Origin of the sequence: Leptolyngbya sp. CCNP1308, assembly GCF_034932455.1 — a bacterium.
GTDB lineage: Bacteria > Cyanobacteriota > Cyanobacteriia > Phormidesmidales > Phormidesmidaceae > Nodosilinea.
The window spans coordinates 14877-39320 of sequence record NZ_JAYGIH010000075.1; the positions used below are offsets into that span (position 1 = coordinate 14877).

21 protein-coding genes and 1 riboswitch are annotated in these 24444 nt (G+C 54.6%); of the genes, 9 read left to right on the top strand and 12 right to left on the bottom strand.

Annotated features, from left to right (window positions below; genetic code table 11):
- Nucleotides 1-55 precede the first annotated feature (55 nt).
- Complete coding sequence (locus VB780_RS20320; RefSeq protein ID WP_323353001.1) at nucleotides 56-1555, top strand: pitrilysin family protein; 1500 nt, start codon at nucleotides 56-58, stop codon at nucleotides 1553-1555.
- Nucleotides 1556-1678: 123 nt separating this feature from the next.
- Here the strand turns inward: VB780_RS20320 and VB780_RS20325 are convergent, their stop codons facing one another.
- The 3 genes from VB780_RS20325 to VB780_RS20335 all read right to left on the bottom strand — a co-directional run bounded on the left by VB780_RS20325 (nucleotide 1679) and on the right by VB780_RS20335 (nucleotide 4995).
- Nucleotides 1679-4147 (bottom strand): serine/threonine-protein kinase, encoded by a 2469-nt coding sequence (locus VB780_RS20325; protein ID WP_323353002.1) that lies wholly within the window; start codon nucleotides 4145-4147, stop codon nucleotides 1679-1681.
- 101 nt (nucleotides 4148-4248) lie between these two features.
- Nucleotides 4249-4410, bottom strand: coding sequence for a hypothetical protein (locus VB780_RS20330; RefSeq protein ID WP_323353003.1), 162 nt, complete (start codon nucleotides 4408-4410; stop codon nucleotides 4249-4251).
- 114 nt (nucleotides 4411-4524) lie between these two features.
- Nucleotides 4525-4995, bottom strand: coding sequence for an ester cyclase (locus tag VB780_RS20335; RefSeq protein WP_323353004.1), 471 nt, complete (start codon nucleotides 4993-4995; stop codon nucleotides 4525-4527).
- A 235-nt stretch (nucleotides 4996-5230) separates the two neighbouring features.
- On the opposite strand from VB780_RS20335, the gene VB780_RS20340 reads away from it, so the two are divergent.
- Nucleotides 5231-5833: a TetR/AcrR family transcriptional regulator gene (locus VB780_RS20340; RefSeq protein WP_323353005.1), complete on the top strand. Its 603-nt coding sequence runs from the start codon at nucleotides 5231-5233 to the stop codon at nucleotides 5831-5833.
- Between the two features lie 134 nt (nucleotides 5834-5967).
- Here VB780_RS20340 and bioB read toward each other — a convergent pair whose 3' ends face one another.
- Nucleotides 5968-7014: a biotin synthase BioB gene (bioB, locus tag VB780_RS20345; RefSeq protein ID WP_323353006.1), complete on the bottom strand. Its 1047-nt coding sequence runs from the start codon at nucleotides 7012-7014 to the stop codon at nucleotides 5968-5970.
- Between the two features lie 217 nt (nucleotides 7015-7231).
- Nucleotides 7232-7768 carry a DUF4330 domain-containing protein gene (locus VB780_RS20350; RefSeq protein ID WP_323353007.1) on the bottom strand — a complete coding sequence of 179 codons (537 nt, stop codon included), beginning with the start codon at nucleotides 7766-7768 and terminating at the stop codon, nucleotides 7232-7234.
- A 242-nt stretch (nucleotides 7769-8010) separates the two neighbouring features.
- Between VB780_RS20350 and VB780_RS20355 the strand changes: the two genes are divergently transcribed.
- Nucleotides 8011-8859: a M48 family metallopeptidase gene (locus tag VB780_RS20355; protein ID WP_323353008.1), complete on the top strand. Its 849-nt coding sequence runs from the start codon at nucleotides 8011-8013 to the stop codon at nucleotides 8857-8859.
- Here VB780_RS20355 and VB780_RS20360 read toward each other — a convergent pair.
- Both VB780_RS20360 and priA read right to left on the bottom strand, forming a co-directional pair.
- Nucleotides 8846-9682 carry a pantothenate kinase gene (locus VB780_RS20360; RefSeq protein WP_323353009.1) on the bottom strand — a complete coding sequence of 279 codons (837 nt, stop codon included), beginning with the start codon at nucleotides 9680-9682 and terminating at the stop codon, nucleotides 8846-8848. The two genes, VB780_RS20355 and VB780_RS20360, sit on opposite strands and share 14 nt — an antisense overlap.
- A gap of 592 nt (nucleotides 9683-10274) precedes the next feature.
- The gene (gene priA / locus VB780_RS20365) at nucleotides 10275-12896 is read right to left on the bottom strand and encodes a primosomal protein N' (RefSeq protein WP_323353010.1); all 2622 of its coding nucleotides are present in this window, start codon (nucleotides 12894-12896) and stop codon (nucleotides 10275-10277) included.
- Nucleotides 12897-13571: 675 nt separating this feature from the next.
- Between priA and VB780_RS20370 the strand changes: the two genes are divergently transcribed.
- The 4 genes from VB780_RS20370 (at nucleotide 13572) to VB780_RS20385 (ending at nucleotide 17105) form a co-directional block, all read left to right on the top strand.
- Nucleotides 13572-14747: an RNA polymerase sigma factor, RpoD/SigA family gene (locus VB780_RS20370; protein WP_323353011.1), complete on the top strand. Its 1176-nt coding sequence runs from the start codon at nucleotides 13572-13574 to the stop codon at nucleotides 14745-14747.
- 183 nt (nucleotides 14748-14930) lie between these two features.
- Nucleotides 14931-15296, top strand: a complete 366-nt coding sequence (gene folB, locus VB780_RS20375; RefSeq protein WP_323353012.1) for a dihydroneopterin aldolase — start codon at nucleotides 14931-14933, stop codon at nucleotides 15294-15296.
- 109 nt (nucleotides 15297-15405) lie between these two features.
- On the top strand, nucleotides 15406-16314 hold the full coding sequence (lipA, locus tag VB780_RS20380) for a lipoyl synthase (protein WP_323353013.1): 909 nt from the start codon (nucleotides 15406-15408) through the stop codon (nucleotides 16312-16314).
- Nucleotides 16311-17105: a lipoate--protein ligase family protein gene (locus tag VB780_RS20385; RefSeq protein ID WP_323353014.1), complete on the top strand. Its 795-nt coding sequence runs from the start codon at nucleotides 16311-16313 to the stop codon at nucleotides 17103-17105. Before lipA ends, VB780_RS20385 begins: the two co-directional genes overlap by 4 nt.
- Here the strand turns inward: VB780_RS20385 and VB780_RS20390 are convergent.
- Nucleotides 17102-17596, bottom strand: a complete 495-nt coding sequence (locus tag VB780_RS20390; RefSeq protein WP_323353015.1) for a DUF4278 domain-containing protein — start codon at nucleotides 17594-17596, stop codon at nucleotides 17102-17104. The genes VB780_RS20385 and VB780_RS20390 overlap by 4 nt on opposite strands.
- Before the next feature lie 32 nt (nucleotides 17597-17628).
- Nucleotides 17629-17722: riboswitch (Glutamine riboswitch) on the bottom strand.
- 276 nt (nucleotides 17723-17998) lie between these two features.
- Here VB780_RS20390 and VB780_RS20395 point away from each other — a divergent pair.
- Both VB780_RS20395 and hydA read left to right on the top strand, forming a co-directional pair.
- Nucleotides 17999-18247 carry a hypothetical protein gene (locus tag VB780_RS20395; protein WP_323353016.1) on the top strand — a complete coding sequence of 83 codons (249 nt, stop codon included), beginning with the start codon at nucleotides 17999-18001 and terminating at the stop codon, nucleotides 18245-18247.
- A gap of 195 nt (nucleotides 18248-18442) precedes the next feature.
- Complete coding sequence (gene hydA / locus VB780_RS20400) at nucleotides 18443-19858, top strand: dihydropyrimidinase (protein ID WP_323353017.1); 1416 nt, start codon at nucleotides 18443-18445, stop codon at nucleotides 19856-19858.
- A 292-nt stretch (nucleotides 19859-20150) separates the two neighbouring features.
- On the opposite strand, the gene VB780_RS20405 is transcribed toward hydA, so the two are convergent.
- The 4 genes from VB780_RS20405 to VB780_RS20420 all read right to left on the bottom strand — a co-directional run bounded on the left by VB780_RS20405 (nucleotide 20151) and on the right by VB780_RS20420 (nucleotide 24393).
- The gene (locus tag VB780_RS20405; protein WP_323353018.1) at nucleotides 20151-20537 is read right to left on the bottom strand and encodes a DUF433 domain-containing protein; all 387 of its coding nucleotides are present in this window, start codon (nucleotides 20535-20537) and stop codon (nucleotides 20151-20153) included.
- 352 nt (nucleotides 20538-20889) lie between these two features.
- Nucleotides 20890-21381 carry a hypothetical protein gene (locus VB780_RS20410; RefSeq protein ID WP_323353019.1) on the bottom strand — a complete coding sequence of 164 codons (492 nt, stop codon included), beginning with the start codon at nucleotides 21379-21381 and terminating at the stop codon, nucleotides 20890-20892.
- Nucleotides 21382-22012: 631 nt separating this feature from the next.
- A complete protein-coding gene (locus VB780_RS20415) occupies nucleotides 22013-23650 on the bottom strand; it encodes a CAP domain-containing protein (protein WP_323353020.1) in 1638 nt (545 codons plus the stop codon).
- Complete coding sequence (locus VB780_RS20420; RefSeq protein ID WP_323353021.1) at nucleotides 23650-24393, bottom strand: hypothetical protein; 744 nt, start codon at nucleotides 24391-24393, stop codon at nucleotides 23650-23652. Before VB780_RS20420 ends, VB780_RS20415 begins: the two co-directional genes overlap by 1 nt.
- Nucleotides 24394-24444 lie beyond the last annotated feature (51 nt).

Consider the following 24444-nt stretch of genomic DNA (forward strand, 5'->3'; position numbering starts at 1 on the left):
TAGTTGACTTTCGAGACATCCACAGTCAAGACCTACGGTATTGGAAAGCACAGTGATGAACGCGATCAGCTGGTTTATGGGTAGCCGTCGAACTCTACGGCGGGGCATGATGCCTCTGCTGGCCTTGACTGGGCTGTTAGGGGTGTTGCTGCTAGCCTGGCAGCCATCGGCCAGTGCCCTAACCCCGCGTCACTTCGATGAGCTGGAGTTTCCGAACCTGCGGGATATTGAGATTCCGGCCTATGAGCGCTACGCGTTGCCCAACGGCCTGGTAGTGTATCTGCTGGAAGACCACGAGCTGCCCTTAGTGAGCGGCAGCGCCACCTTTCGTACCGGAGCGCGGTTTGAGCCTGCGGACAAGGTCGGGCTGGCCAATTTGACTGGCGAAGCGATGCGGCTGGGAGGCACTACTCGTCTGGACGCTGACTCGCTCAACCAGCAGCTGGAGCAGCGGGCGGCGTCAATTGAAACCAGCATTGACCTGAGTGAAGGCAGCGCTAGCTTTAGCACCCTGAGTGAGGACACTGCGGCGGTATTTGGGTTGTTTGCCGATGTGGTGCAGCGGCCCGCTTTTGCCGACGACAAGATCGATTTACTCAAGCGCCAGTATGGGGGCGGCATTGCTCGTCGCAACGACGACCCTGATGGTATTACTAGCCGCGAGTTTCGCAAGCTGGTGTACGGGGCCAATAGCCCCTATGCTCGCACCACCGAGTACGCTACGCTGGCGGCCATTGGTCGAGAGGATATTGAGCGGTTTTACCGGGCTTCTATTCGCCCCGAGCAGACCATCTTGGGCATTGTGGGCGACTTTGACAGCGCCCAGATGAAGCAGTGGATTGCCGATTATTTTGGGGAGTGGCAGGGCATTGGCGAGGCAATAGAAGGCTCATTGCCGGCGGTAGAACAGGCCAAGTCCGGTGTGTTTATGGTGTCGCAACCTCAGCTAACGCAGAGCTATATTGAGCTGGGTCACCTGGGCGGGCAGCTTAACTACCCTGACCACGCTGCTCTGGCGGTGATGAACGAGGTGATGAACGGTTTTAGCGGGCGGTTGTTTAATGAGGTGAGATCGCGCCAAGGCCTAGCCTACTCGGTCTACGCCTACTGGGCACCTCGCTACGACCACCCGGGACTGTTTATTGGCGGGGGGCAAACCCGTTCTGAGGCCACGGTGCCCTTTATTCAATCAACGCTGGCCGAAATCAACCGTATCCGCACCGCACCCATTACTGAGCTAGAGCTAGCGCAAGCTAAGGATGCCGTGCTCAACAGCTTTGTGTTTAACTTTCAAAGCCCCGGCCAAACCCTAGCTCGGCTGATTCGCTACGAGTACTACGGCTATCCCCGAGATTTTGTATTTCAGTTTCAAGATCAGGTGCGCGAGGCGACGGTGGCTCAGGTACAGGCAGCGGCCCAAGCTCGGCTTAACCCAGATCAGCTGGTGATTTTAGTAGTTGGCAATCCGGCAGAAATTCAGCCGGGTCTCGATGCCTTAGCTCCGAATACTGCCGTCACGCCGATCGACATCACCATTCCCCAGCCGCAGGTCTAAGGGGGCACGATAGCCATAGATCTGTTGCTTGGGACATCCAGTAAACCCTTGAAACGTTAGGACGTTCAAACGTTTGAACGTCCTAAGGGGACATATCTCAATTAGACTGGCGACAGCTATAGCTCAGGAACTGGCTTCGGTACTGTCGGTGTCGGTATCGCTGGAGGAAACTTCTCCAGCGGTGGCAAACCAGTCGCCGGGCAGCATTTGAGTGGAATCGGTAGCGGCCTCGGGGTCATCTATGTTGTCGGTGGCGACGCTGTCGATGCGCATACCATAGGGGGGCTGGCCCATGTCTGTATCCCTATCGAAAGTGGGGATACCCTCGGGCTGGGGCTGCGATCGCACTACTATCTCCACACCGCTGAGATCAGCCAGCACTTCCTCGGCCCGCTGGTAGCGATCGGTGAAGTCATAGAGCACCAGCCGGGTCACGATGTCGCCAAACTTAGGGTCGAGGTTGGGGGCTTCATGGCGCCAGAGCAGTTCACCATTGACGTCGCGGCGCAGCGCATAGGCTGGAATACCCGTTAGCGCCTCAACGGCGGTAATGCCTAGAGCGTAGAGGTCACTGCCAAACTTGGGCAGCCCCGCCGACTGCTCACTGGGCATGTAGCCCTGGGTACCCACTCCAATGGTGGAGGTGGAGGTGAGATTCACTCCGGTATCGGCCAGCTTGTTAGAAATTAGCTTGACAGCGCCAAAGTCGATCAGCACCAGCTGCCCATTCGCCTCGCGGCGAATGATGTTAGACGGCTTGATGTCGCGGTGAATCACCCCCTGGTCGTGGACAAAAGCCACCACCGGCAGCAGCCCCAGCAGCAAATCCAGCACATAGGCCTGGGGCATCGGACGACGGGAGGCCAACTCATCCTTAAGCAGGCGACCCTCGATCATTTCTTCGACTAAGTAAAAAGAATTTTGAGCCTCAAAATAGGCCAGCAATCGCGGAATTTGGGGGTGGTGGCCCAGTTTCTCTAGGGTTTCAGCCTCGCCTTCAAAAAAGCGCTTGCCCATGCGGTGCGCTCTGGGGTCATTGCTAATAATGCGCAGCTGCTTCACTACGCAGATGGGCGAACCGGGGCGCTGGGTGTCTTCGGCCACGTAGGTTTCGCCAAAGCCCCCCGCCCCCAGCAGTCGCACAATGCGGTAGCGGTTGGCCAGCAGCAGGCCAATCACCTCGGCCTCTCGCAGCTTTAGCAGGTCTTGCAGGTCATCTTGCTGGCTGATGATCTCCTGCACAATCGGGGAGGTGACGTACTGCTCTAGGGTTTGACGCAGGCGCTGTTTGCGCAGCTGCTCGGTCACAATATCGGCCACGATGTAGGTGCTGCCCAGCACCATCAGACCCACAATGGGTGCGCCAGTGGGCAGCAGCAGCCCCAGACTCACAAAGGCTCCATAGCTCACCCAAAACCAACTGCCCAAGCTGGCCGCTGTCCACCCCAGACGGGCGATGGGGCGATTGAACCGTCGCAGCAGCAGCACGAACCCGGCCCCGCCGCCCAGCACCAGCAGCCCCCGCAGCCAGGGGTCAACAATCCCCATACGCAGGGCTTGGCCATCGCGCAGGTTGGCGATGTCCGTGGCTAATATTTCGACCCCGGCCATGGTCTCGGGGTGCAGCAGGGTTTCTGAAAATGGGGCTTGGTGAAAGTCTTGGAGAAACTTGGCGGTACCCCCAATCAACACAATTTTGTCTTGAAAATAGCGCCCGTTATCGAGGTAGTTAGCCCAAGGGTCGGGATCAAGGACTTGCCAAAAGGGTATGTGGTTAAAACTGCGAGTAGGCCCATAAAAGTCCATAAAGTCGCCCTGATAGGGGGGATGGTCAACCCCTGCGGCATCAAGGGTGGCCTCAGCAAAGGACTGGGTATTCTCGGGCTCATTGCCGATCTCGCCAGGGTCGAGATCAGCCTGGCTCGCGATCAGGCCATCTAAGTAGGTGCGCCCATGGCGGTGAATACGGCTATCGGGCTCGATGGAGAAGTTGATGTTGCCGGTGTGCACGGGCGTGTTGAGCAGTTTGGGCAAGGGCTGGGTGGGGCGAACCAAGGCTCCCTGGCGCAACTGGGCATCGTCAACAGAGCTGGCTAGCACAACGCGATCGCCGTAGCGAGCCAGTACATCGGCCAGGGCCTGATCATCGGCGGGGCCGTAGCTACTGTCAGAAAACATCAAAATATCGACCGCCACCGCTTTTGCCCCAGCCTCTAGGAGGCGTTCAATGGCAATCGCATGGGCCGTACGCTGCCACGGGCTGCCCGCGATCGGAGCAAAATAGCTGTACTGCTCAGGGTTGTTACGGTAATACTCGGCCTGCCCAAAGGACTCATCATCCATCGCCAAAATGACAATGTCATCTGGAGGCGCTAGGGGGCCGCGAATTTCAAAAAATAGGGTCTGTACCTGTCGCTCCAGAAACCGCACTGGCACTGAGTCAGTGCCCACGTGGGCGGCAACAAAGCTGAGCCAAAGTCCAGCTAGCGAAAGTTTTACCCAGTCTCGCTTAATCTGTCGCTGCACCCAGCCCGTAACTCGGTAGCTAGTGGCGAGGGCAGCCGTTTTGGTTCTACTGGAAGACGAGGGCATGGGCGGGGCAGCGGGGGGCAACCCCTAGCTTAATCATCAAGCTGCCCGGCTGGGGCTAGAGTTTACGGAATCTTAGCTAGGTCGGGCGATCGCCCGATCGGCTACTGACCATCCTGGAGAGAAGTCTGTACCCGCGCTGCAAGAGTTTGCAGCAGCCCTGGCGCTAGCTGGGGATGGGGAGCCGTATCGGCAACAATCAGCGTTGCCAACAGAGCAAACGCCAGACGGTTCCATTTAAAGTCGCGATAGATACTAGCTTGCATGGGTCACATCCCGGTATAGGATTCACAGAAAGGCTCAGTACAACTACAGGTTCACTTGGCCAAAATCCTGATTGATGGAGATAAAAAGAGTCTCAGCTGGGTTCTAGCCTTTGTCTAGAACCAGCGAGATACAGCACTGCGCAATAGACGGGGCAGCAGTTTAGGCCCTGGTAAAAAGACAACACCCAGCTGCTGCATTAGCCCTAGGGCATCGCCCTGACCCCAATGTTCAACAATTTTTCCGTTTTCTACTCGGTCTATGTGCATAACCGCAAGGCTAATTTGCTTGCCAGTAGGCGGCAGCCCCTGAAAATCGCCGATATGGATAGCCGTAAACCGGCCACAGGTAACCACCCGATCGCCAGCCACAACAATTTCATCAAATCCATGGTGGCCCTGACCAAAGGCCGTATAAAACGACAGGCCAAACTGCTTAAAGCCTTCTGCATCGAGGGGCTGAGGCACCCCCGCCAGATGGGCAACAAAATTGGGCGCGAGCAAATCTAGAGCACGATCGATGGTGCGATCGTCAAAGGCTTTGTAAAAGCGGAGCACAAGATCCCGATTCGAGTCTGTCGTCAGCATAGGCGGACTTACCAGAATTGCCGGAGGCAATAAAACTAAACTAAACGGTTTGGTAAAATTAGTCAATACCTCGTTAAAATGAGTGTATAGAGCGATACTCTATTGCTTGTGTTCCTAGGGGATGCTCTGGGGTAAGCAGCGACTTGGCTCAATGCGATCGCAGGGGCTGAGTTGCTATGTTGCCCGGCGATCGGGTGCTATACATGAATCAGTTGGGTTAGAGAGGTGGCAACGCGTGGTTCAAAGTCCGGCAGTGCTGAATGACAAAGCCGTGCAAATTTTGCAGGGAGCTATGCAAGAGTTCCTGCAAAATGGCTACTCTGGCACCAGCATGGATAAGGTAGCCGCCACCGCCGGGGTCTCTAAACCAACGGTCTACAACTATTTCAAAGACAAGGAAGGGCTGTTTCGGGCACTCATTCAGTACGTAGCCCAGGCCCGATGTGAGCAGGTAATGGGTGACGGCAATCTGGAGGGTCGCCCCGAGGTGGTGCTGCGGCGAGTGATTACCAACGCCATTGAGAGTGAGCTGCACGACCTCGACTATCAAAATTTTGTGCGCTTAGTGGCAGGCGAGTCGGGTCGGTTTCCGCAGCTGGCTCAGGCCTTTGTGGAATATCTCACAAAGCCCGCCGCCGATCGGCTCACCGACTATCTAAAAGGCTGCCCAGAACTCGATCTGCCCGACCCGGAGGCTACGGCGCGGGTGGTGCTGGGGGCAACAATCTTTTTTATCATGACCCAGAGCGTGATGCACGGCGAGCACATCATGCCCATGGAACCCCAGCGACTGGTGGATAGTTTGGTGAGCCTGGTGACGCGATCGCAGCCCGTCTAAGCTTTCCAACCTCATCGTCCACCGATGCCCTCGATCGGGTCCCACACCACTCTACTCAATCTCAGCAGGTGCTCAGTTGGGTTAAGTAAGATTTATCGGTCTAAACAACTCAGGATTGGTGGGCGGTGCTCACCCTACGGAACTTTGGAGACTGCTTTTGGCAGCTCAATTTCTCCACCGTCGGGGCCTTCAAGCACAAATCCGGCATCGCGGATCATGGCGTAGTCAGTCTGGGCGGCTTGCCCAGGGGTGGTTAGGTAGTCGCCCACAAAAATTGAGTTGGCAGCATAGAGCCCCAAGGGTTGTAGCTGCCGCAGCTGCACTTCCCGTCCGCCAGCAATCCGAATTTCTTGGGCGGGCAGCAGCAGCCGATACAGGCACAAAATCCGCAGACACTGGCGCGGGTTTAGATGCTGACGCCCTTCAAAGGGCGTGCCTTCAATGGGAATCAGAAAATTTAGCGGCACGCTGGTCACCGCCAGCCGCCGCAGGGTTAGCGCCATATCAATAATGTCGTCGTGGGTTTCGCCTAGGCCAAAGATGCCGCCGGAACAGGTGGTCATACCCGCCGACTGCACCGCCTGGATGGTATTTAGTCGGTCATCAAAGGTGTGGGTGGTGCAGATCTCGCCGTAGTTAGCCTCGCTGGTGTTGAGGTTGTGGTTGACCCGGTCTACCCCCGCCGCCGCCAGCTGCTGGGTTTGGGTTTCGTCGAGCAGGCCCAGGCAGGCGCAAATCTTCATTGGGTAGCGTTCTTTGACCTGGCGCACCGCGTCGAGCACTTCGCCAAAGACGCGATCGGAGGGCGATCGCCCCGAAATCACCATGCAAAACGTACCCGCCTTCAGCGTATTGGCCCGCTCGGCAGCGGCCAGGATTGTCTCCTGGGCCATAAAGGGATATTTTTCGATTTCGGCAGCAGAAATTTTTGACTGCGAGCAGTAGTGGCAGTCCTCGGGGCAGAGCCCGCTCTGGGCATTGAGCAAAAAGTGCAGCCGCACCCGGTTGCCCCAGTGGTGCCGCCGCACCCGGTAGGCCGCCGCCAGCTGATCGAGCAGCTCAGTATCGGGGGCGGTGAGTACAGCGCGGGCCTGTTCCCGGCCCAATACCTCACCAGCCAGAGCCTGGTCTGCCAAAGTTTGCCAATTGACACGGGAGGTCGCAATAGAAGTGGCCGTCATAGCAGTAAGGTCGGTGGGTTTGAGGGGATGAGGTTTCTATTGTCTCAGATTAGAACCCTGGGGCTTTTCGCTGTCCAAGCAATTATTTTCCCGAGAGAAGGAAGCAGAAGGGTCTCAGCAAGACTCCTACCGATCAACAAATCTGAGCCGCAGCAACGCTCGGCTGTCGGCAGGAGGCCAACCGAGGGTTGAGGGAGAAGCTGAAGCAGCAGTGAATCTAGCTGTTTTCTAGAACCCGCACATCTACGGTGCTGGTGTTGAAATTGTAGAGATCGCCGTCTAGCTCAATCTGAGTGCCCACTTTGACCTTGCTGTTGCCAAACACCGGCCCGGTGTCGGTAATTTGGGCCTCATCTTCGAGGGTAATGAGCATGTCGATGGTGTAGTTTAGCTCGGGGCGAGGGTCGGGCAGAGCAATGACTGTGCCGTCGGGCTGGGGCACAACGGTACTGCGGGGAAGCAGCACCGCATCTTTGATCTTGACCTGACCGTAGGGCTGATTACGAATAATGATGTTGGTGGTTTCAGAATTCTTGATAGTTTCAAACAGCCGCTCGGGGTCAGAGGAGGTGAGGCCTCGCACCATAACGTCTACTTCCACCGGCTTGGTCGTTGACCCGACCTGCGCTACCGACCCCGAGGTGCCTGGATACAGAAAAATACCAAATAGCACCATCAATATAATGAGCGCCGCCGCCACATCTAAAATGCTGACTTTGCCGAACAGGCGGCCTTTAGCGTCAAGTAGGGTCATAGCTGGGGTGCCCTCGCGGAGGGAAAAGGTGAGTGGTTTTAGTAGAGCAGAATGTCGATCCCATTGAACCACAGGGCGGCTCATTTGGGGCGAGCGCCTGGTGCTGGCCCGATCGCATCTGTGCTTGTAGGCCCACAGTATAGCGAGGCCAAATTTATTATTGACCACTGGCTGTGGTCACCAGACTCCCAGCCGGGCAAAATGGACGTAGTTCTGTACCCAGCGGTACTTGGAGCACTCCTATGCTTTCTCCTCTCACTCAATTGACTAAAAATTCTTTTTTGCGCCGTGGGCTCTATGGTTTGCTCGCCGCCGTTATGGCCGTCACCATTGGCTTGTCAACGCCCACCGCTTCCCAAGCCAGCATTTTTGACCTGATTTTTCAGGGCATTCGCTATGTGCAGTTGGGCAACATGTCTGAGCAGGATGAGGTCAACTTGGGCACTCAGATTGACCGCCAGCTCAAGGCCCAGGGGGTGCGGGTCTATAACCGCAACTCATCCATAAATAGCTACATCAACGAAATTGGCCAGCGCTTGGCGGCGAACAGCGATCGCCCCAACCTGCCTTACACCTTTCAAGTCGTAGACGATAACAGCGTCAACGCCTTTGCCACCGCTGGTGGTTTTGTCTACATTCAAACCGGCCTGATTAGAGCCGCTGCTAACGAGGCCGAACTGGCCGGGGTGATGGCCCACGAAATTGGCCACATTACGGGTCGCCACGCCATTAACCAGATGCGGCAGCAGGCGCTGGCCAGCGGTGTGGCCGGTGCTCTCGAAGTGCGTCAGGATGCCCTGGTCAACATAGGAGTACAGCTGGCCCTACAGCTGCCCAACAGCCGCGAGGCCGAGTACGACGCCGATCGCCGGGGATTCAACAACCTGGGCCGAGCGGGCTACGACACCACGGGCTTTATCAGCTTTATGCAAAAGCTTGAGGGAGGCAATAGCGCCGAATTTCTCAGTACCCACCCCAACCCTGGCAACCGGGTAAGCAATCTACAGAGCATGAACAGTGCTAGCACCTATGCCAACACCGGCGTGGGCACGGATGCCAACGCTTACAAAAACCGCATTAGAGGCCTATAGCGCTGGGTTTTTCCAGCTTCTGCTGACGACAGACCCTCAAGCCCCAAAAGCCCAGATCCGGATCGTGGTTGATTCGCTGGGCTAGGGTTGGGGTCTGTTTTGCTAGGTAGCGGTAGATGGCTGCGCTATCTCCCCCTGTAAGCACGACAGCCCCGCTGGGCCAGTCAGCCTCCCAGGCGACCACAAAGTCACGAATGCCCGCCAGCTGAGTATGCAGAATGCCGCTGACCATGGCTTCGGAGGTGTTGGTTGCCCAGCGCTGGGGCCAGACATCGGGGTCAAACTCTAGGGCCGGGAGTTGATCGGTGTGGGCTGGGAGGGCGCGAAACTGCGATCGCAGCCCCGGCAAAATGGCTCCGCCAATCAAGCGCTGGTCTGCCCCAGCCGTAAAGGTGAGGGCGGTGCCGCAGTCAATCACCAGCACGGGCCAGCCCCAGCGATCGCCAGCGCCCACCAGCGCCAGCGCCCGGTCTACCCCCAGCGTGGGGTAGGTGTTTTGCAGGGGCACCTGCTTAGTTGCGATCGGGTGAACGTGAGCAGAACTGACTAACCAGGCTGCGGGCGTGTTGACGACAGAAGCCATCCAAAGTTCTTGATGCTCCTGGCCTCCATCACCTGGATTAGAAGGTAGGACGGTTTCAATACCTAACTGCTGCCAAGCCGATAGCGCAAAGCGGCTCTGCTGGAGTTGATCGGTCTGGGCTTCGGTTAGATGCAGGGTGTGCCACGAACCCAGCCAACGATCGCCCTCAAAGGCACCCCAGTGCCAGCGGCTATTGCCAATGATCAAAGCGAGCCAGAGCCCTTGTTCACCTATTCCCATAGTCTCATTTTTTCGGGCAGAGCAGAAGAATTATTGCTCCAATTGTCGGCGGGACTGCGTTTTGCTGTAGCTAAATAGTTGGGTAGGCGGGGCGATCGCAGCAGTACCCTTTAAAAAACTGAAGAGTGACCATCGTGGCCACTCTCCGTTAAGTCTTTTTTCAGTACGTTGGCCAGACGAGCTAAGGGCTATCGTGGCCAGGCTAGGTTGCTTAACTGAGTTAAACACCTCAAGAATAAACCAGAAATCAAACAGAATGGGCAAACTCGCTAAACTACAGTTGCTTTTTACAATCCGTTGCCTGACCGGCAGTTAGGGTAGGTTAAGGTCAAGAATGACCACCTCTAGGAGGATTGTTTTGAAGCGAATTTTAGTTTGTTACTAACTTAAGCACCAGCTCGTAAAGGCTGTTAACCGAGTTAGGCTTGCGGGGTATTCAGTTGTTTTCGATATACCTAAACTATCACAGTCAAAGGGGTCTGCAAAGGCGATTGATGGATCGTTACCCGCCGTTACAGGGGTTAGCAATGATAACAATGTTCCCCACAAAAAATAGCTCTTCGGATCCTTAAAAAACTGAAAAGGACTAAATTTAGGCCAAATTTAGCGGATCGACATCAATGATGAGGCTCACCTGAGCCGGGCAGTGGCGTTTCAGGTCTTGCAGGTTGGGCAGCGGCTCATCCATCGGCCCTTTGACGACCAGGTGCCAACGATAACGGCGGGCAACTCGCGGAATCGGCGCGGGTGCAGGCCCCAGCAGTTGGTAAGACGACCCCTCTAATAGCTGAGTCACCTGCTGAGCCAAGATTGAGGCGGTTTTCTCCACCGCCTCTGGGTCGATACTGCTGAGCCGCAACAGCACCATCTGCCCGGCGGGGGGATACTGCAACAGCTGCCGCTGCGCCCACTCGGTGGCGATAAACCCGTCGTAGGCATGGCGAGTTACCGCTTCGATCACGGGATGGTCGGGGGTGTAGGTTTGCAAAAAGACCTGCCCTGACTGGGTGCCGCGCCCCGCCCGCCCCGCCACCTGAATTAGCATTTGCAGCGCCCGTTCGCTGGCCCAATAATCATTCATATATAGGAGTCCGTCGGCGGCGATGATGCCCACTAGGGTGACTTGAGGTAGATCGATGCCTTTGGTCAGCATTTGGGTACCCACCAGCAGGTCGGCCCCGCCTTCGGCAAAGCGGGTGAGCAGGGCGCGGTGGGCTCCTTTGGTGCGGGTGGTGTCGCTATCAAAACGAATGCAGCTCAGCTCTGGAAAGGTTTCAGCCAGGGCATTGACTACCCGCTGGGTGCCGCTACCAAAGTGCTTGAGGTAGGGCGATCTGCATTCCGGGCAGTGTTTGGGATGAGCTTGGCTAAAGTTGCAGTAGTGGCAGCGCAGGGTCATGGCGCTATTTGCCCCCGGCTGGTGGTACGACAGCGACACGTCGCAGTGGGGGCACATCATCACATGGCCACAGCTGCGGCACGACACAAAACTGCTGTGCCCCCGCCGATGGATGAACAATAATCCCTGGTTGCCCTCGGCTTTCATTTGGGTCAGGGCGGTTTGGAGCGATCGGCTGAGAATGCTGCGGTTGCCGTCTTGCAGCTCGTCGCGCATGTCAATGACTTTAACCTCAGGTAGGGGCTGGGCCTGCACCCGTTCTGGCAGCGAAAGATACGTCCAGGGGAGAGAGGGGGGAGTAGGGGAGTGGGGGAGTGGGGGAGTGGGGGAGTGAGTAGAAGATGTAACCGATTTTAGATGAAGTGCAGAATTTGAGGGGGTGTTTGGGACTGCGGGTGAATCAGCGAGTTCTGGGTTAATGGTGGGCAGTGCCCACCCTACTGGGTTTTCTGTGTTGAAAATCTGCTCGCCTAGCCCTTGGCACTGCACCCAGGTGTCGAGGGAGGGGGTGGCAGAACCGAGCACTAGGGGGCAGTTTTCTAGCTCGGCCCGCCAGCGGGCGACGGTGCGGGCGTGGTAGCAGGGGGGCACGTCTTGCTTGTAGCTGCTGTCGTGTTCTTCGTCGAGAATGATCAGCCCTAGGTTGGGCAGGGGCATAAAGATGGCAGAACGGGTGCCGACGATCACGAGGGGTTTAGACGGTTTGAGGCTTTGCCGCCAGGTGTCGTAGCGTTCGCCATCGGCTAACCCGCTGTGGTAGACCCACACCTGATCGCCAAAGCGGCGGCGAAAGCGATCGGTGAGCTGGGGGGTAAGGCCGATTTCGGGCACCAGCACCAGGGCCGACTGGCCAGCGGTGAGACGGGGAGCGATCGCCTGCAAATACACCTCGGTCTTGCCCGAGCCAGTTACCCCATGCAGCAAAAACTGACTCCCCTGCTGACTCTTATTAATAGGAGCAAGCACCTGAGCCTGATAGTGGGTGAGGGGCTTGGGCAGATCGGGCAGCAGCGCAGGCCCGGTTTCGGCCCGCAGCTGTTCGCGCGGCTCGATCACCACACAGCCTGATTGGGCTAACCGTTTCAGGGTGGGGCTAGTGGTTTGGCACAGTTGCAGAGCATCGCTAAGCCACAGATCGCCCCCCTGACGGCGCAGGGTAGCGATGATTTCTTGCTGGCGGGGGGTGAGATCAGGGGGTAGGGTGTCGCCGCCCACCAGGGTGACCGCCTGGCGGCGCTTGGCCTGGGGCGGCTGGGGCGGTGCCAGGTATGACTCAGCCCAGCCGAGCTGGATAAGCTGTTGCAGGGTGCGATAGCTGTGGCCGCGTTTTTGTAGATAGGGCCAGGTGTAGTCTCCCGAGGGCGATCGCCGCAGATCGTCCACTAATTCCTCAACCCCTAGCGATAGGGGAGAGGGCAAAGGCTGAGGCAGGCGATCGCGCCGCAACCGCAACCGCCGCTGCGACCTGGCCAACACCCCCGGCGGCAGTGCCGTCTTCAGCACCTGCATCAGCGGCACCTGGTAGTAGTCGGCGACCCGCTGGAGCAAAGCCCAGTAGGGTGGGGCAAAAAACCGCTGCTCCACAATGCCTTCCACCGCTCGAATTTGGTGGGGCACCAGGTTAGCCGGAGACCTTGGGGAAAGGGAGAGGGCGATCGCACCAATGCTCTGGTGACGAAAGGGCACGGTTAGAATATCGCCTACCTGCACCTCTAAGGCGGCAGGCACTTCATAGGTATATTCTGCGGGCTGGCCGCCGTAGTCTACCAAAACATTGACCCACTGAGGCTGGGGTCTACTCTCGCCAAGGGCCACGCGTTTTACACCACCTACATTACCTTTGCCAGTGTAAGAGGTTGTTTGACCTGCTGACTGAAGACAGATTCACATCATTCGTCCCGACCAGGAAGATCGAATTTGGGGTTATTTTCAGAGAGCGCTGGCAGCCTCGCACCCCAGCCGAATCCAACCATGCCCAGCCTGTAACTGTAGTTTTCCTACGGCCCATCCTCCACCGCTGGGCTTGAATTGGGTTTCAACCCTCAATCCCTTGAGTTTTCCACAGGTTACATTCTGTGGAAAACTTTTCCCTACCTGTGGAAAACGGAGTCAAACTATAAAAAGAAAACTATAGAGATCATCTCCCCCCGCCAACAGCAATCTACCCCGACCTGAGCCCCCTGCCTCTATCTCTACCCAGCGATCAATAGCAAGGCAAAGTGTCTGAGGATAGCAAAAAATAATAGAGGTTGCACTTAAATTTTCGGTTCATTTTTTGGATTGGCTGTTACACTACGCAAGTTGCCTAAGAAATGTTACATTGCCTGGGAATTCACAAAATAATCCGTATTGTGGACTCACAAAATAAGTCCAAAGATCCAATTCCGGGATCAAGCGTTTTGTCAGGGGTTGCCATCGGCAGGGCAATCCGAATAGACATGCCTTCAATCTGCATGCTTCGACCCGTAGGTATACAGTTTTATTTACCCCATGGCTACTACATATAACTCCGACAGAGACAGTTCTATTGCTTGGGCCGACGAGCCTATGGATGGGTTCGACACCGACTTAAATCGGGTCGCCGAAAAGGTGTCTGCCACCGATAGCCAGATCACCCCTGACCTCACAGCCTGGGACGAAGATCGGGAGGTTCTGGCTAAGTTTTCTCAGTCGGAGGCCATGTCGGAGATGGGGTTGACGGGTTATAGCAAAACCCTTACCGACGATGCGGTCGGTGCTTTCTTTAAAGAGATGGCGCGCTATCCCCTGCTAAAACCAAGCGAAGAAATTGAGCTGGCTCGGCAGGTGCGATTTCTATCTAAGGTCGAAGCCACCAGCGAAAAACTTCAGAAGGAGTTGGGGCGAAAACCCAACCGACAAGAGCTAGTTGAGAAGTTGAAGGTGAGCGAGGCGGAGTTCACCCAAAAACTCCACGAGGGTCGCACCGCCAAGCGAAGAATGATTCGATCTAATCTGCGGCTGGTGGTGTCGATCGCCAAGCGCTATTTAAATCGAGGGGTGCCCTTTCTCGATTTAATTCAGGAAGGAGCGTTGGGACTAAACCGCGCCACCGAAAAATTTGATCCCGACAAGGGCTATAAATTTTCGACCTACGCCTACTGGTGGATTCGTCAGGGCATTACTCGCACCATCGCCAACGATGCCCGTACCATTCGCCTGCCAATCCACATTGTGGAAAAGCTGAACAAGCTCAAGAAAGCCCACCGCGATCTGCGGCGCGACTTACAGCGCAACCCCAGCGAGCAAGAACTGGCCGATGCGTTAGATGTAACGGTCGATCAACTGAGAAGTTTGCAGCAGGTGCGGCGGCGATCGCTTTCATTAAACCACCGCGTCGGCAAAGGCGAAGACACCGAGCTGATGGAGCTGCTCGAAGACAGCAGCACCCAAACGCCGGAGTCTAAAATTAGCGAAAACATGATGCGCCAAGAAATTACCAGCGTGCTGGGCGAGGTGCTGACTGAACGCGAAAAAGACATCATTACCCTGCGCTATGGGCTGGCTACGGGCGAAACCCACACCCTAGAAGAGGTGGGCGGTATTTTTAACCTCTCGCGGGAGCGGGTGCGCCAAATTCAAACCAAAGCTATGCGCAAGCTGCGGCGGCCTCAGGTGGCGGCCCGCCTCAAGGGCTGGCTCAAGTAGGGGCAAACGGTTGTTTGCCCTCAAAGCCTCGCATTATTCAAACCGTTTGATAGCAAAATTTTCTCCTCAGATCCCCCCTGCCCCCCTTAGTAAGGGGGGTTTTAGTTGGAATGGTGGCAGCAAGTATCTAGGGAATCGAACTTTGCAAACAAGCACCTCGCTACCTAAAACGTCCCTAAGCCCATGGATGCCATCCATTTGACCAACATTCGCGCCTACGGCTACACAGGGGCGCTGCCTGAGGAAAATGTGCTGGGACAGTGGTTTCAGGCCGATATTGTTCTGTACTTAGATTTAGCAGAGGCCACCCAGAGCGATCGCCTCGCCGATACCCACGACTACCGCACGGTGATTAACGGCACCCAGCAGATCATTCGCACAGCCAAGTTTGCGCTGATTGAGCGGCTGGCGGGGGCGATCGCCACCCTAGCGCTCGACTCTGATCCACGTCTGCAACGGGTCACGGTCAAAGTCACTAAGCTCACGCCGCCCATCCCCGACTACACCGGTCAGGTTGCGGTAGAAATCACCCGCGATAGAATCCAGTAAGGAAAAACCTTTTGTAGGGGCAAACGGTCGTTTGCCCTGAGCTTGTAGGGTAATTTAATCCTGCTGGCGGCAAAGCATTTGGTGGGCAGTGCCCACCCTACGGTGGCTCATGACTTCTACAACCAACTCACGTCAGCAGCTCAGGGCTGAGCTGGAGCGTATGCCCGACTGGCTGCGTCGCCCCATCGGCAACGCCAGCGAGATTTCGGCGGTGCAGCGCATTGTCAAAGAGCGGCAGATTCACACCATTTGCGAAGAGGGCCGCTGCCCCAACCGGGGGGAATGCTACGCCAACCGCACCGCCACCTTTTTGCTGATGGGGTCGGTGTGCACCCGCGCCTGCTCGTTTTGCCAGGTAGAAAAGGGCCACGCGCCCATGACCCTCGATCCCCACGAACCCGAGAAGGTATCGGAGTCCGTTCGTTTATTGGGCTTGCGCTACGTGGTGCTGACTTCGGTGGCGCGGGACGACCTGCCCGACCACGGGGCTAGCTGGTTTGTCACAGTCATGAATGCGATTCGTCGGGAGAATCCGGGGACGGAAATCGAAGTGTTGACTCCAGACTTTTGGGGTGGGCCGACCCGTGAAGCCGGGCAGGCCGATCGCGTCCAAACCGTAGTGGCCGCCAAGCCCGCCTGCTACAACCACAACCTCGAAACTGTGCGACGACTGCAAGACCCGGTGCGACGCGGGGCCAAGTATGATCGCTCCCTCCGCGTCCTCTCTTTAGTAAAAGAATTCGACCCCACGGTACCGACGAAATCGGGGCTGATGGTGGGCCACGGCGAAACCGAGGCGGAATTGATCGAGGCGATGCAAGATCTGCGGCGGGTGGGGTGCGATCGCATCACCATCGGGCAGTATATGCGCCCCTCCCTCGATCATCGCCCGGTCGATCGCTACTGGACACCCGCAGAATTCGATCGGCTGGGGGAAATTGCCCACGAACTCGGCTTTGAGCACGTGCGCTCTGGCCCATTAGTTCGCAGCTCTTACCATGCTGGGGAAGCCCCGTGAGTCATGCAATCTGGCGGCTGATTCCACTGCTGGATGCCCCCGGCGCGGTGCAGATGGCGATCGATACCTGGCTGCTCGATCAGCATCAGCACCATGGCCATCCGCCCACACTGCGGTTCTACACCTGGAATCCGTCAGCAATTTCTTTGGGGGCAAGCCAGCGGCGGCAAATGCCCGATCACTGGAAAAATCTGGTCTGGCAGGGGCGAACGGTGGATCTGGTGCAGCGCCCGACTGGCGGGCGTGGGGTGCTGCACCAGGGCGATTTAACCTATGCCCTAGTCAGTTCAAACATTGCTGGAAGCCGCGACCAAGCCTATAGATTGCTGTGCCAGTTCTTGATTGCAGGCTGGGCAGATCTAGGAGTGTCCTTAAATTTTGGGAATCCGAACCGCGACTATAGCCGTTCGCATAACTGCTTTGCCCTAGCTACCAGTGCTGATTTGGTCGATGCTCAAGGCCACAAAGTGATCGGCAGCGCCCAGCTGCGACGCGATTCTCACTTGCTTCAGCATGGATCAATGGGACTCACGACCGATGTAGAGCTGTGGCAGCAGGTGTTCCAAACGCCAGCACCGCCAACAAACCAGGCCCAGCTAGCCGTGCAACAGGGGTTAACCACATCCAAAATAGTTGAATCGCTAACCCAGGCAGCAGAGGCCTGTTTTAATTGCCAGCTCATTGCCCAACCCCTCACCCAGCGAGAATGGGGAGAGATCTACGCCCTGGCACAAAAAAATGGCCCGGGGTGCCAGAGCGCCGGGCCATCTGCCGTATCGTCTCGCATCTAGCTCATGGAGGCTGAGCCGCGATCGTAGCCAGAGAAATCGTGGGGCATTTTGCCTTGAATGTGGCTTTCGTAGTGGGCCGCGTCTTCTACAGGGATGCCGACCTCAGCAGCTAGGCGCACCATCATGCCCTGTTCGCGCCGACGGCTGCGCTGGTGGCGGCGAATAAACAGGTTGCGGGCCAGGTCAGAAAGGTTGATGGGCGCAGTTTCAGCCTCTACAGCTGGGGCAGCCAGGCTAGCTGCAACAGCAGGAATCTCTGCAACGACCACCGGGGCGATCCGTTCCGGAATCGCAGCTACAGGAGCCGCAATGCCCGTGCGGTAAGGCACACCGCGCCAGGTCAAATCGGCAGCGGGCTGAGCGGGCAGTTCGGCCACAGCCTTAAAAACAACGGGAGCACCCCGATAGTTGCCGGTGTCGATGGTTTTGCCCGGGGCAGGGGTGGGATTGGATGGAGCGTCGTAGCTATTGCCGCGATAGGTGAGTTTCATAATGTCGCCTCCAAAAAGCGATGGCGTAGTGAGGCGCGTTCCTTCGGGAGTGTCCCTACTTCCGTCTCCCTGCTGGGGTGCCTGAGGGGGAATGCACCCGATAAATATCAGGGGGAGATGAACGATTTATCTTGATATCTGTATAATACGCTACTGTTTTTTGAAAATATCAGCTTTTGACAATTCTACATAGAGAGCATATGCGCCGCTCGGCAAGTGATTCCGGAACGGATACTCGTTTCGAGCGGTTCCCGTTTCTGAGATGCCGCAGGCTTACGCTCCGCGAATCGGGCATGAAAGTTATTCATATCTACCATGACAGAAAGCTTTTGTAGTTTTAGCTACAGAAATCTATTCTTAGGTTGTGGGTGAAAACCCCCGACGCACAAAGAAGGAGATCTTATGAACAGCAGCTATTGGCCAATCAACAACTCTAGCAACACCACCGGCCTGGTCGCTCAGCTCAGTGCCTTCTGGCAAAACTTGCTGGCCCACCTCGAAGCCACCACCGAACCCCGCGTGTGGCAAGCCAGCGATGCCTCTGGCCAAACCCTGTGGAACGCCTACGACCCCATCACTCAGATGGCGATCGACCATGCCTCCGCCGACGAGCTGCGCACCTGGCTCGAAGAGCTGCATTATCGCAACTAGGGATCTGGGGTTCACGGCGGCTCGTCGTACCCTAAACCCTGAACAGCCCCCCCTTACAACTGCACATTTATTTAATGGGCGAATTTTAGGTCACTCACTATAGTCATAGCAACGCTGCGCTCCCCCTTGGGGGGATAGGTAGCCAGGCCAACCGGCCAGCCGTTTCGCTTCAGTTTTGCTTCAACGGGGCTTGCTATGACATCGGTATTGATTCAGGGTGGTCGCATTGTCACAGCGGTAGATGACTACCAGGGTGACATTCTCATTCAGGATGGCCGCATTGAGGCGATTGGTCGCCAGCTCTCGGTCGAGAATGCGGAATGTCACGATGCCACCGGGCTGCTAGTGCTGCCGGGCGGCATTGATGCGCACGTGCACATGGAAACCCCCATGGGCAACGATGTCTACACCTGCGATACGTTTGAAACGGGCACGCGATCGGCTGCCTTTGGCGGCACTACCACCATCATTGACTTTGCCCAGCAGTTCCACAACGACAGCCCCAAGGCGGCTTTGGATAGACGGCTGGCGGCGGCTGAACCTCAGTGTTGCGTTGACTACGCCTTTCACGTCATTCTCACCGACATCAACCCTGGCTCCTTGGCAGAGCTACCCGACCTGATCAACCAGGATGGGGTCTCTAGCTTCAAGCTCTATATGGCTTACCCCGGCGTGCTGATGGTTGACGACGCCGATATTTTTAGAACCATGCGCCGCACGGGCGACCACGGCGGCATGGTCAACCTCCACGCTGAGAATGGGGTGGTGATTCAGGCGCTGATTGAAGAGGCGCTGGAGCAGGGCAACACCTCGCCGAAGTATCACCAGCTCACCCGCCCCAGCCTGATGGAGGGGGAAGCCGCCCATCGGGTGATTCGCATTGCGGAGCTGGCGGAGGTGCCGGTGTACATTGTGCACCTGTCGGCCAAGGAGGCACTAGATGCAGTGGTGGAGGCGCGCGATCGCGGCATTCACGCCTTTGCCGAAACCTGCCCCCACTACCTATTTCTCGATGAGTCAGAGTACGATGCCCCTGGCTTTGAGGCGGCCAAGTACGTCATGACTCCGCCCTTGAGAAATCACGACTGCCAGCACGCCCTGTGGCGCGGGCTCCAGTTCGACGACCTCCAGCTAGTGGCCACCGACCACTGCCCCTTCTGCATGAACGAAAATCCGCTGGGCATTCTCAAGTCAAAACAGTTCGGTCGGGATAATTTCAACCGCATCCCCAACGGTGCCCCTGGGGTAGAACTGCGGCTAACGCTGCTCTATGACGGCGGGGTGAGGGCGGGGCGCATCAACCTCAACCGCTTTGTGCAGCTCACCGCCACCGCCCCGGCCAAAATGTTTGGCCTGTTTCCCCGCAAGGGCACGATCGCCGTCGGCAGCGACGCCGACCTGGTGCTGTTTGACCCCAACGAAACCCACACCCTCAGCGCCAGCACCCACCACTCGCTGGTGGACTATTCACTGTTTGAGGGGCGAGAGGTGACGGGCAAGGTCAAAAAGGTCTTTTTGCGGGGCCAGTGTATTGTCGATGGGGATGAGTGGCTGGGGCGATCGGGCATGGGCGAATATCTACCGCGCCGCGCATCGGGGCGGGTGCTGTAGGCGCTGATATATTGGAGAAGCGGCGATAGTCTTAGCTAGAGCTTGTGGGTGTTGGGTTACCCTGCGGGAAGCAAGCTACGTTTCTCAATTGAACCTACGCGATCGGCGATCGCACTTGATTAAGGGATGAAAACCCGTCTTGCACCCGTATAGTTGGCAGGGTAAATCGCAATTTCGACAATCCGATCAACACAGCGATCGCGATAACTTGAATCGTTTAACACTCGATCAGCATTGCCAATAGTCACGACTGGCAAAGAGTTTTGAGTATTTTCTTCGCGCATTACCTGCTCTAGCAAATCTTCATCTGGAGCTGATGCCGTGCCTTTGATGCCCGAAGTTTTTCCCATGCAGCTTCCAGCCCAGGCGGAGGCGGTAGGGTAGAGATTCGAGCAACTCGCTCCCGGTTCTGCTCTTCGTAATACTGCCGGAGTTCTTCAGTTTCCTGAATGACCTGCTGGTACTCAGCCTCCACCTCGGCACGGTTAGCCTCAATATAGGCTAGAGCAGCGTCAATTTGATCTTTCGTCAGCTCGAATAATCCTTGAATAAACTTAGGGGGATATTCAGCTAAAACGTGATCCATCACGTCATAGAGAGTTATGCGGGTGCCTGCAATTGTCAGCCCTCGCTCTGTACGGATAATCGCTGATTGATGATCAGGTTCGAGGGTTATCATGGCACTGCTAGCTGAAATCTGCCTTTACGATAGCTCAACAGCAGATAAGTCAGATACCTAGTCAACTGACAAAACTGTTGAAACCCTTATCTTGCCGTAGGTCGGATTGGCGTTAGCGAAACCCAACAAAACCGTTACTGGTGTTGGGTTTTCTTCTCTGGAGACGCTGCGCGAACGCTTCGCTCAACGCCAACCTACATTAGAACTTTCGTCAGCCGTAGGGTGGGCACTGCCCACCGTTTGGAAATCTCTTTTACAGAAGTCGCCTAAAAAGACCATCGCCCCGATGATGCCGGTAAGGCAGCGCTCGGGGCGATGGATGTTGGAATTGTGCAGCGCTATACAGGGTTAGTTAGGCCGTCTGCGACTGGGGAGCGGGCGACTGAGCGATCGCGCTTTGTCGGCGCGATTTGCGAAACTGCTGAGAGAGATCTTCGATGACGTCATCGAGTCCTCTATTTTTGCCTGTCACTTTGGCGGAGTTGTAGGCCAGCCGGGCTGCTGCGTAGGCCTCGCTACCCGCCAGCATTTGCGTATCTTCTAGCAGTTCTTTGAAGTGGTTTACTGCTTGCAAAATAGGGTTCAGCGCTTCGAAGAGAGCCAGATCGCGGCGGGCTTCTTCGACATCGAGATGGCGCGGCATCATGTCGATATGCTGGGCGGCCATGTCTAGGGCGCGGGTTGTAAATGTTTGAGATTTAAGGCCCATCTTGGGTATTTGACGCCGCTCTTGGGGGGTTAAACCGATCAAAAAGGTAAGCTGCTCACGGACTTCTTTGAGCTGAGCAACAATTTCTAAAGCTTCTTGGGTAGACAGTGTAGCTGTTACAGTTTGGTTGTTCATTTTGGATTTTCAAATAAGGGATGACGCATCCCGTGATGCACTTTTCAATTCATCCTCTATGAAAGCTTCGTCTAGCTTCTGTAAATATACGGGAGTGTATATGTATCAAGCTATCAATAGGCAAAATGGCGTAGGCTCCTGGTGGCAAGCCTTTCCAATTCGCTCTAGAACACCGCCAATTTCATGTTTTTCTCTATCGATTCTGTTTGAAGCAGCGTTGATTCTGTATTTTTCTCTATCGATCCTGCTTGGAGTAGTGTCAATTCTATGTTTTTCTCTGTCGCTTCTGTTTGGGGTACTGTCGATTCTATATTTTTCTCCGTCAACGCAGTGCAAACGGAAGTCGATGGCCCTTTAGATAGAGTTAAGGTTTCTGGCGACCCTGTCGTTCTACCTTGGGGTTTTTGGTCTTTGCCCTACGGCGATCGATGACGAGACGTCTCTATGTGCTTGTCAAAATGTCGCAGCTATACTGCTTTGGTAGCGATCGTGATAACGGTGAAGTGCAGCGGCGGCGATTACTCTTGAACTCAACACAAGAAGCCTTTAGTCCGTCCGCTGCCACGCAGTGTTAGCCTGCATCGCTGACTTTCCGCACAGAAAAAATAGAGTATACTTCAGACTGCTTTAACTAATTCTCCAAATATCCATTGGCATATGTTATGTCGCACATTTGGCGGAGAAAGTTTCCATGAGGACCGCATGCGACGCCAATAACTTGGAAGTCTTGATTAAAGATATTATCTCGGCTTCCTGCCTGTCTTTGTCCATCGTCAATTATTAGCTCTATCAAGACAATTTGAGCTTCTGATTGAATATTGCTTGCAAGTCGTGAATCGTAGTATGAAACATTCTCATTCATCCCACACTCAACAGTTCCATGTCTGCGTATCCTATTCCAATATCCACTACCATCATCGCCCGTATGCCCAAAGTTCATACCAGTTCGTCCTTGATCATTAACATGGTCTTTACTCGCCATAGACAAACCAGTAGAAACACTAAATTCAGATAAATTTCTTTGAGAACGAAGGAAAGTGATGGCTTCATCCACAGCTCTTCTCCTTACACTTATGTCTAAAGTTTCTCCTCGTAATCTTAGCCAGTTGTCATAATAGAACTGTTTCTGCTGCTCTAGCAAATCCGCATAAGCATTAGGATCAGATCGAAGACTATTTAATTCTGCAATAAGCGCGTTCTCTAAATTAGAAAGGTCGTTAGGTGGTTGCCCAGAAATACCCAGTGAGTCTCGGTGCCCTTTCAGTTGTTGAGTAATGCCATCTGCAACGTTTGGAGGTGTATCAGAATCTAGCCAATAAGCAGGATTAAGAAATCTTAAGGTTTCACAAGATAGGGCGGCTTCGTTAACATTAAATTCTACTAAATCCTCCGACGGATAAGAGTATCGTTCTCCTTTTCTAACTCTTGTGCCCGAGGGTTTTTGTTCAGATTCTATGAGTACATCGCCTTCCAACACTTCAATGTTGATAGCTTGCCTTGTTTGAGTAATATCTACTTGACAATAATCACCAAAAAAGTCTCTATCACATCTTTCAGGAGGGCCAGGCACTACTTCAGTATATGTTCTTGCAGTAGTTCGAATTACAGTTGCTCCATCCCCAGGACTAACTGCAAGATTTTCATCAGATGCTTCTTCTGAAGTATCTTGCTTCCTGACAGTGCTGTAATTATACTTTGATGCAAGTTCGCGAGACTGAGTGTAAGACAGAAGACGTTGTGGATCTGTTACGATTTCAATTCTTCCATCTTGCTCATTGTCACAAGTCCTAGCACTACCGTTACTCGGCCACGCAATTATTAACTGACCATTGAATCTACAAGGATATTTATAATTTGTTGTTGGGGGGGTAGTACGTCGATCTGGTCTGGTTTGAACAACGAGACCGCCATAATCCCTCTCTCTGCTACTCTCACTTCCCCGTTCAAAGTAAAATGATGCTAGTGACTCTCCGTCATTAGGAACGGATAGTTCACCTTCCCCATCGATACGTCTTTGATTGGCAGGAATTTCAGTAATTGGTCGAGATGACGCAGTAGCTGATGGTGTCAGTCTGAACATATTCCTGTCACCGTTACCAAAGGTAACAGTGCGAACAACTGCTGACCCTCGTACTTGAGCATAACCTTGGAATCCCAAAACTAAGATGAGAATAAAGGTTAAAAAGGAAATTACTCCCAATCTCAGCGATTCCAGTAAAGAATTCCGATTGCGCTTAGCTCGATCTCGAATCCAAGTACCTACTTTCATTAGCTATCTCCTTGATTTAGCTGACAAAGCTGAATCCGCTCCTCTATTGCCGGAACAGAATCGAAATTCGGATGAAAAATTTGAAAGGAAAGTGTTTCACCTGAAAGCTCTTTACAATCACTTGCTGAATAGAAATTGTCTCCGTAAAAACCACACCTACCATCAGTTAATTGACGCCATAAGTCTTCTAATTTTTGCAAGGTGTCGCAAGGAAGATATATGATTTCGTCGATATCAAGCCTGCCGTTATCATCCTCATCCAAACCTAAGCCGGGTTCTCGCATCAAAATTCTATATGTTCTTCTCAAAGCTCCTTCTTTATACTGGTTTTCAAATTGCATGACGTCATTAATATTCTTGTCCACCTCTCCAATTTCTAAAGATCCATCTTCCAATCCTCTAACTAATTCTTGATTAATGAAGTGCGTTTCTATTAATTGAGCTAAACGTTCTTCGGCAGTATTTTGAATTCGCTCGACTTCTGCAGCCTGAGTTCCATTTTTATTGGGAGATGATGTATTTATAAAGTTCTCAGCGGCTCTTAGAATAGCTTTATAAGTTTTAATCGCCTCATCTACATGACTATCATCTGTTTGTCGTTTGGCAATCTGAAGTGCCTTAGGTAAAACTTTGAAGCTTTCCGGATCCGTAGAGCCGCCAATAATAACATTTGAAAATTGTGTCTGAAACTGACTTGCTGAAAATTGTTGTTGCGCAAAGATAGATAGAACTGTTAGAAGCAAGCCTAAACTAATGAACGCATACCTAGTTCTTCTGGTTCTGCGTTCAGCTTT

What these genes read in the sequence shown, in the direction of transcription:
- VB780_RS20360 (WP_323353009.1), bottom strand. Translation starts at nt 9,682, where the DNA reads ATGGGAATAGGTGAACAAGGGCTCTGGCTCGCTTTGATCATTGGCAAT.
- VB780_RS20335 (WP_323353004.1), bottom strand. Translation starts at nt 4,995, where the DNA reads ATGCTGACGACAGACTCGAATCGGGATCTTGTGCTCCGCTTTTACAAA.
- VB780_RS20350 (WP_323353007.1), bottom strand. Translation starts at nt 7,768, where the DNA reads ATGACCCTACTTGACGCTAAAGGCCGCCTGTTCGGCAAAGTCAGCATT.
- VB780_RS20320 (WP_323353001.1), top strand. Translation starts at nt 56, where the DNA reads ATGAACGCGATCAGCTGGTTTATGGGTAGCCGTCGAACTCTACGGCGG.
- lipA (WP_323353013.1), top strand. Translation starts at nt 15,406, where the DNA reads ATGACTTCTACAACCAACTCACGTCAGCAGCTCAGGGCTGAGCTGGAG.
- VB780_RS20325 (WP_323353002.1), bottom strand. Translation starts at nt 4,147, where the DNA reads ATGCCCTCGTCTTCCAGTAGAACCAAAACGGCTGCCCTCGCCACTAGC.
- VB780_RS20390 (WP_323353015.1), bottom strand. Translation starts at nt 17,596, where the DNA reads ATGAAACTCACCTATCGCGGCAATAGCTACGACGCTCCATCCAATCCC.
- VB780_RS20355 (WP_323353008.1), top strand. Translation starts at nt 8,011, where the DNA reads ATGCTTTCTCCTCTCACTCAATTGACTAAAAATTCTTTTTTGCGCCGT.
- VB780_RS20370 (WP_323353011.1), top strand. Translation starts at nt 13,572, where the DNA reads ATGGCTACTACATATAACTCCGACAGAGACAGTTCTATTGCTTGGGCC.
- VB780_RS20405 (WP_323353018.1), bottom strand. Translation starts at nt 20,537, where the DNA reads ATGATAACCCTCGAACCTGATCATCAATCAGCGATTATCCGTACAGAG.
- VB780_RS20395 (WP_323353016.1), top strand. Translation starts at nt 17,999, where the DNA reads ATGAACAGCAGCTATTGGCCAATCAACAACTCTAGCAACACCACCGGC.
- folB (WP_323353012.1), top strand. Translation starts at nt 14,931, where the DNA reads ATGGATGCCATCCATTTGACCAACATTCGCGCCTACGGCTACACAGGG.
- bioB (WP_323353006.1), bottom strand. Translation starts at nt 7,014, where the DNA reads ATGACGGCCACTTCTATTGCGACCTCCCGTGTCAATTGGCAAACTTTG.
- hydA (WP_323353017.1), top strand. Translation starts at nt 18,443, where the DNA reads ATGACATCGGTATTGATTCAGGGTGGTCGCATTGTCACAGCGGTAGAT.
- VB780_RS20330 (WP_323353003.1), bottom strand. Translation starts at nt 4,410, where the DNA reads ATGCAAGCTAGTATCTATCGCGACTTTAAATGGAACCGTCTGGCGTTT.
- VB780_RS20415 (WP_323353020.1), bottom strand. Translation starts at nt 23,650, where the DNA reads ATGAAAGTAGGTACTTGGATTCGAGATCGAGCTAAGCGCAATCGGAAT.
- VB780_RS20410 (WP_323353019.1), bottom strand. Translation starts at nt 21,381, where the DNA reads ATGAACAACCAAACTGTAACAGCTACACTGTCTACCCAAGAAGCTTTA.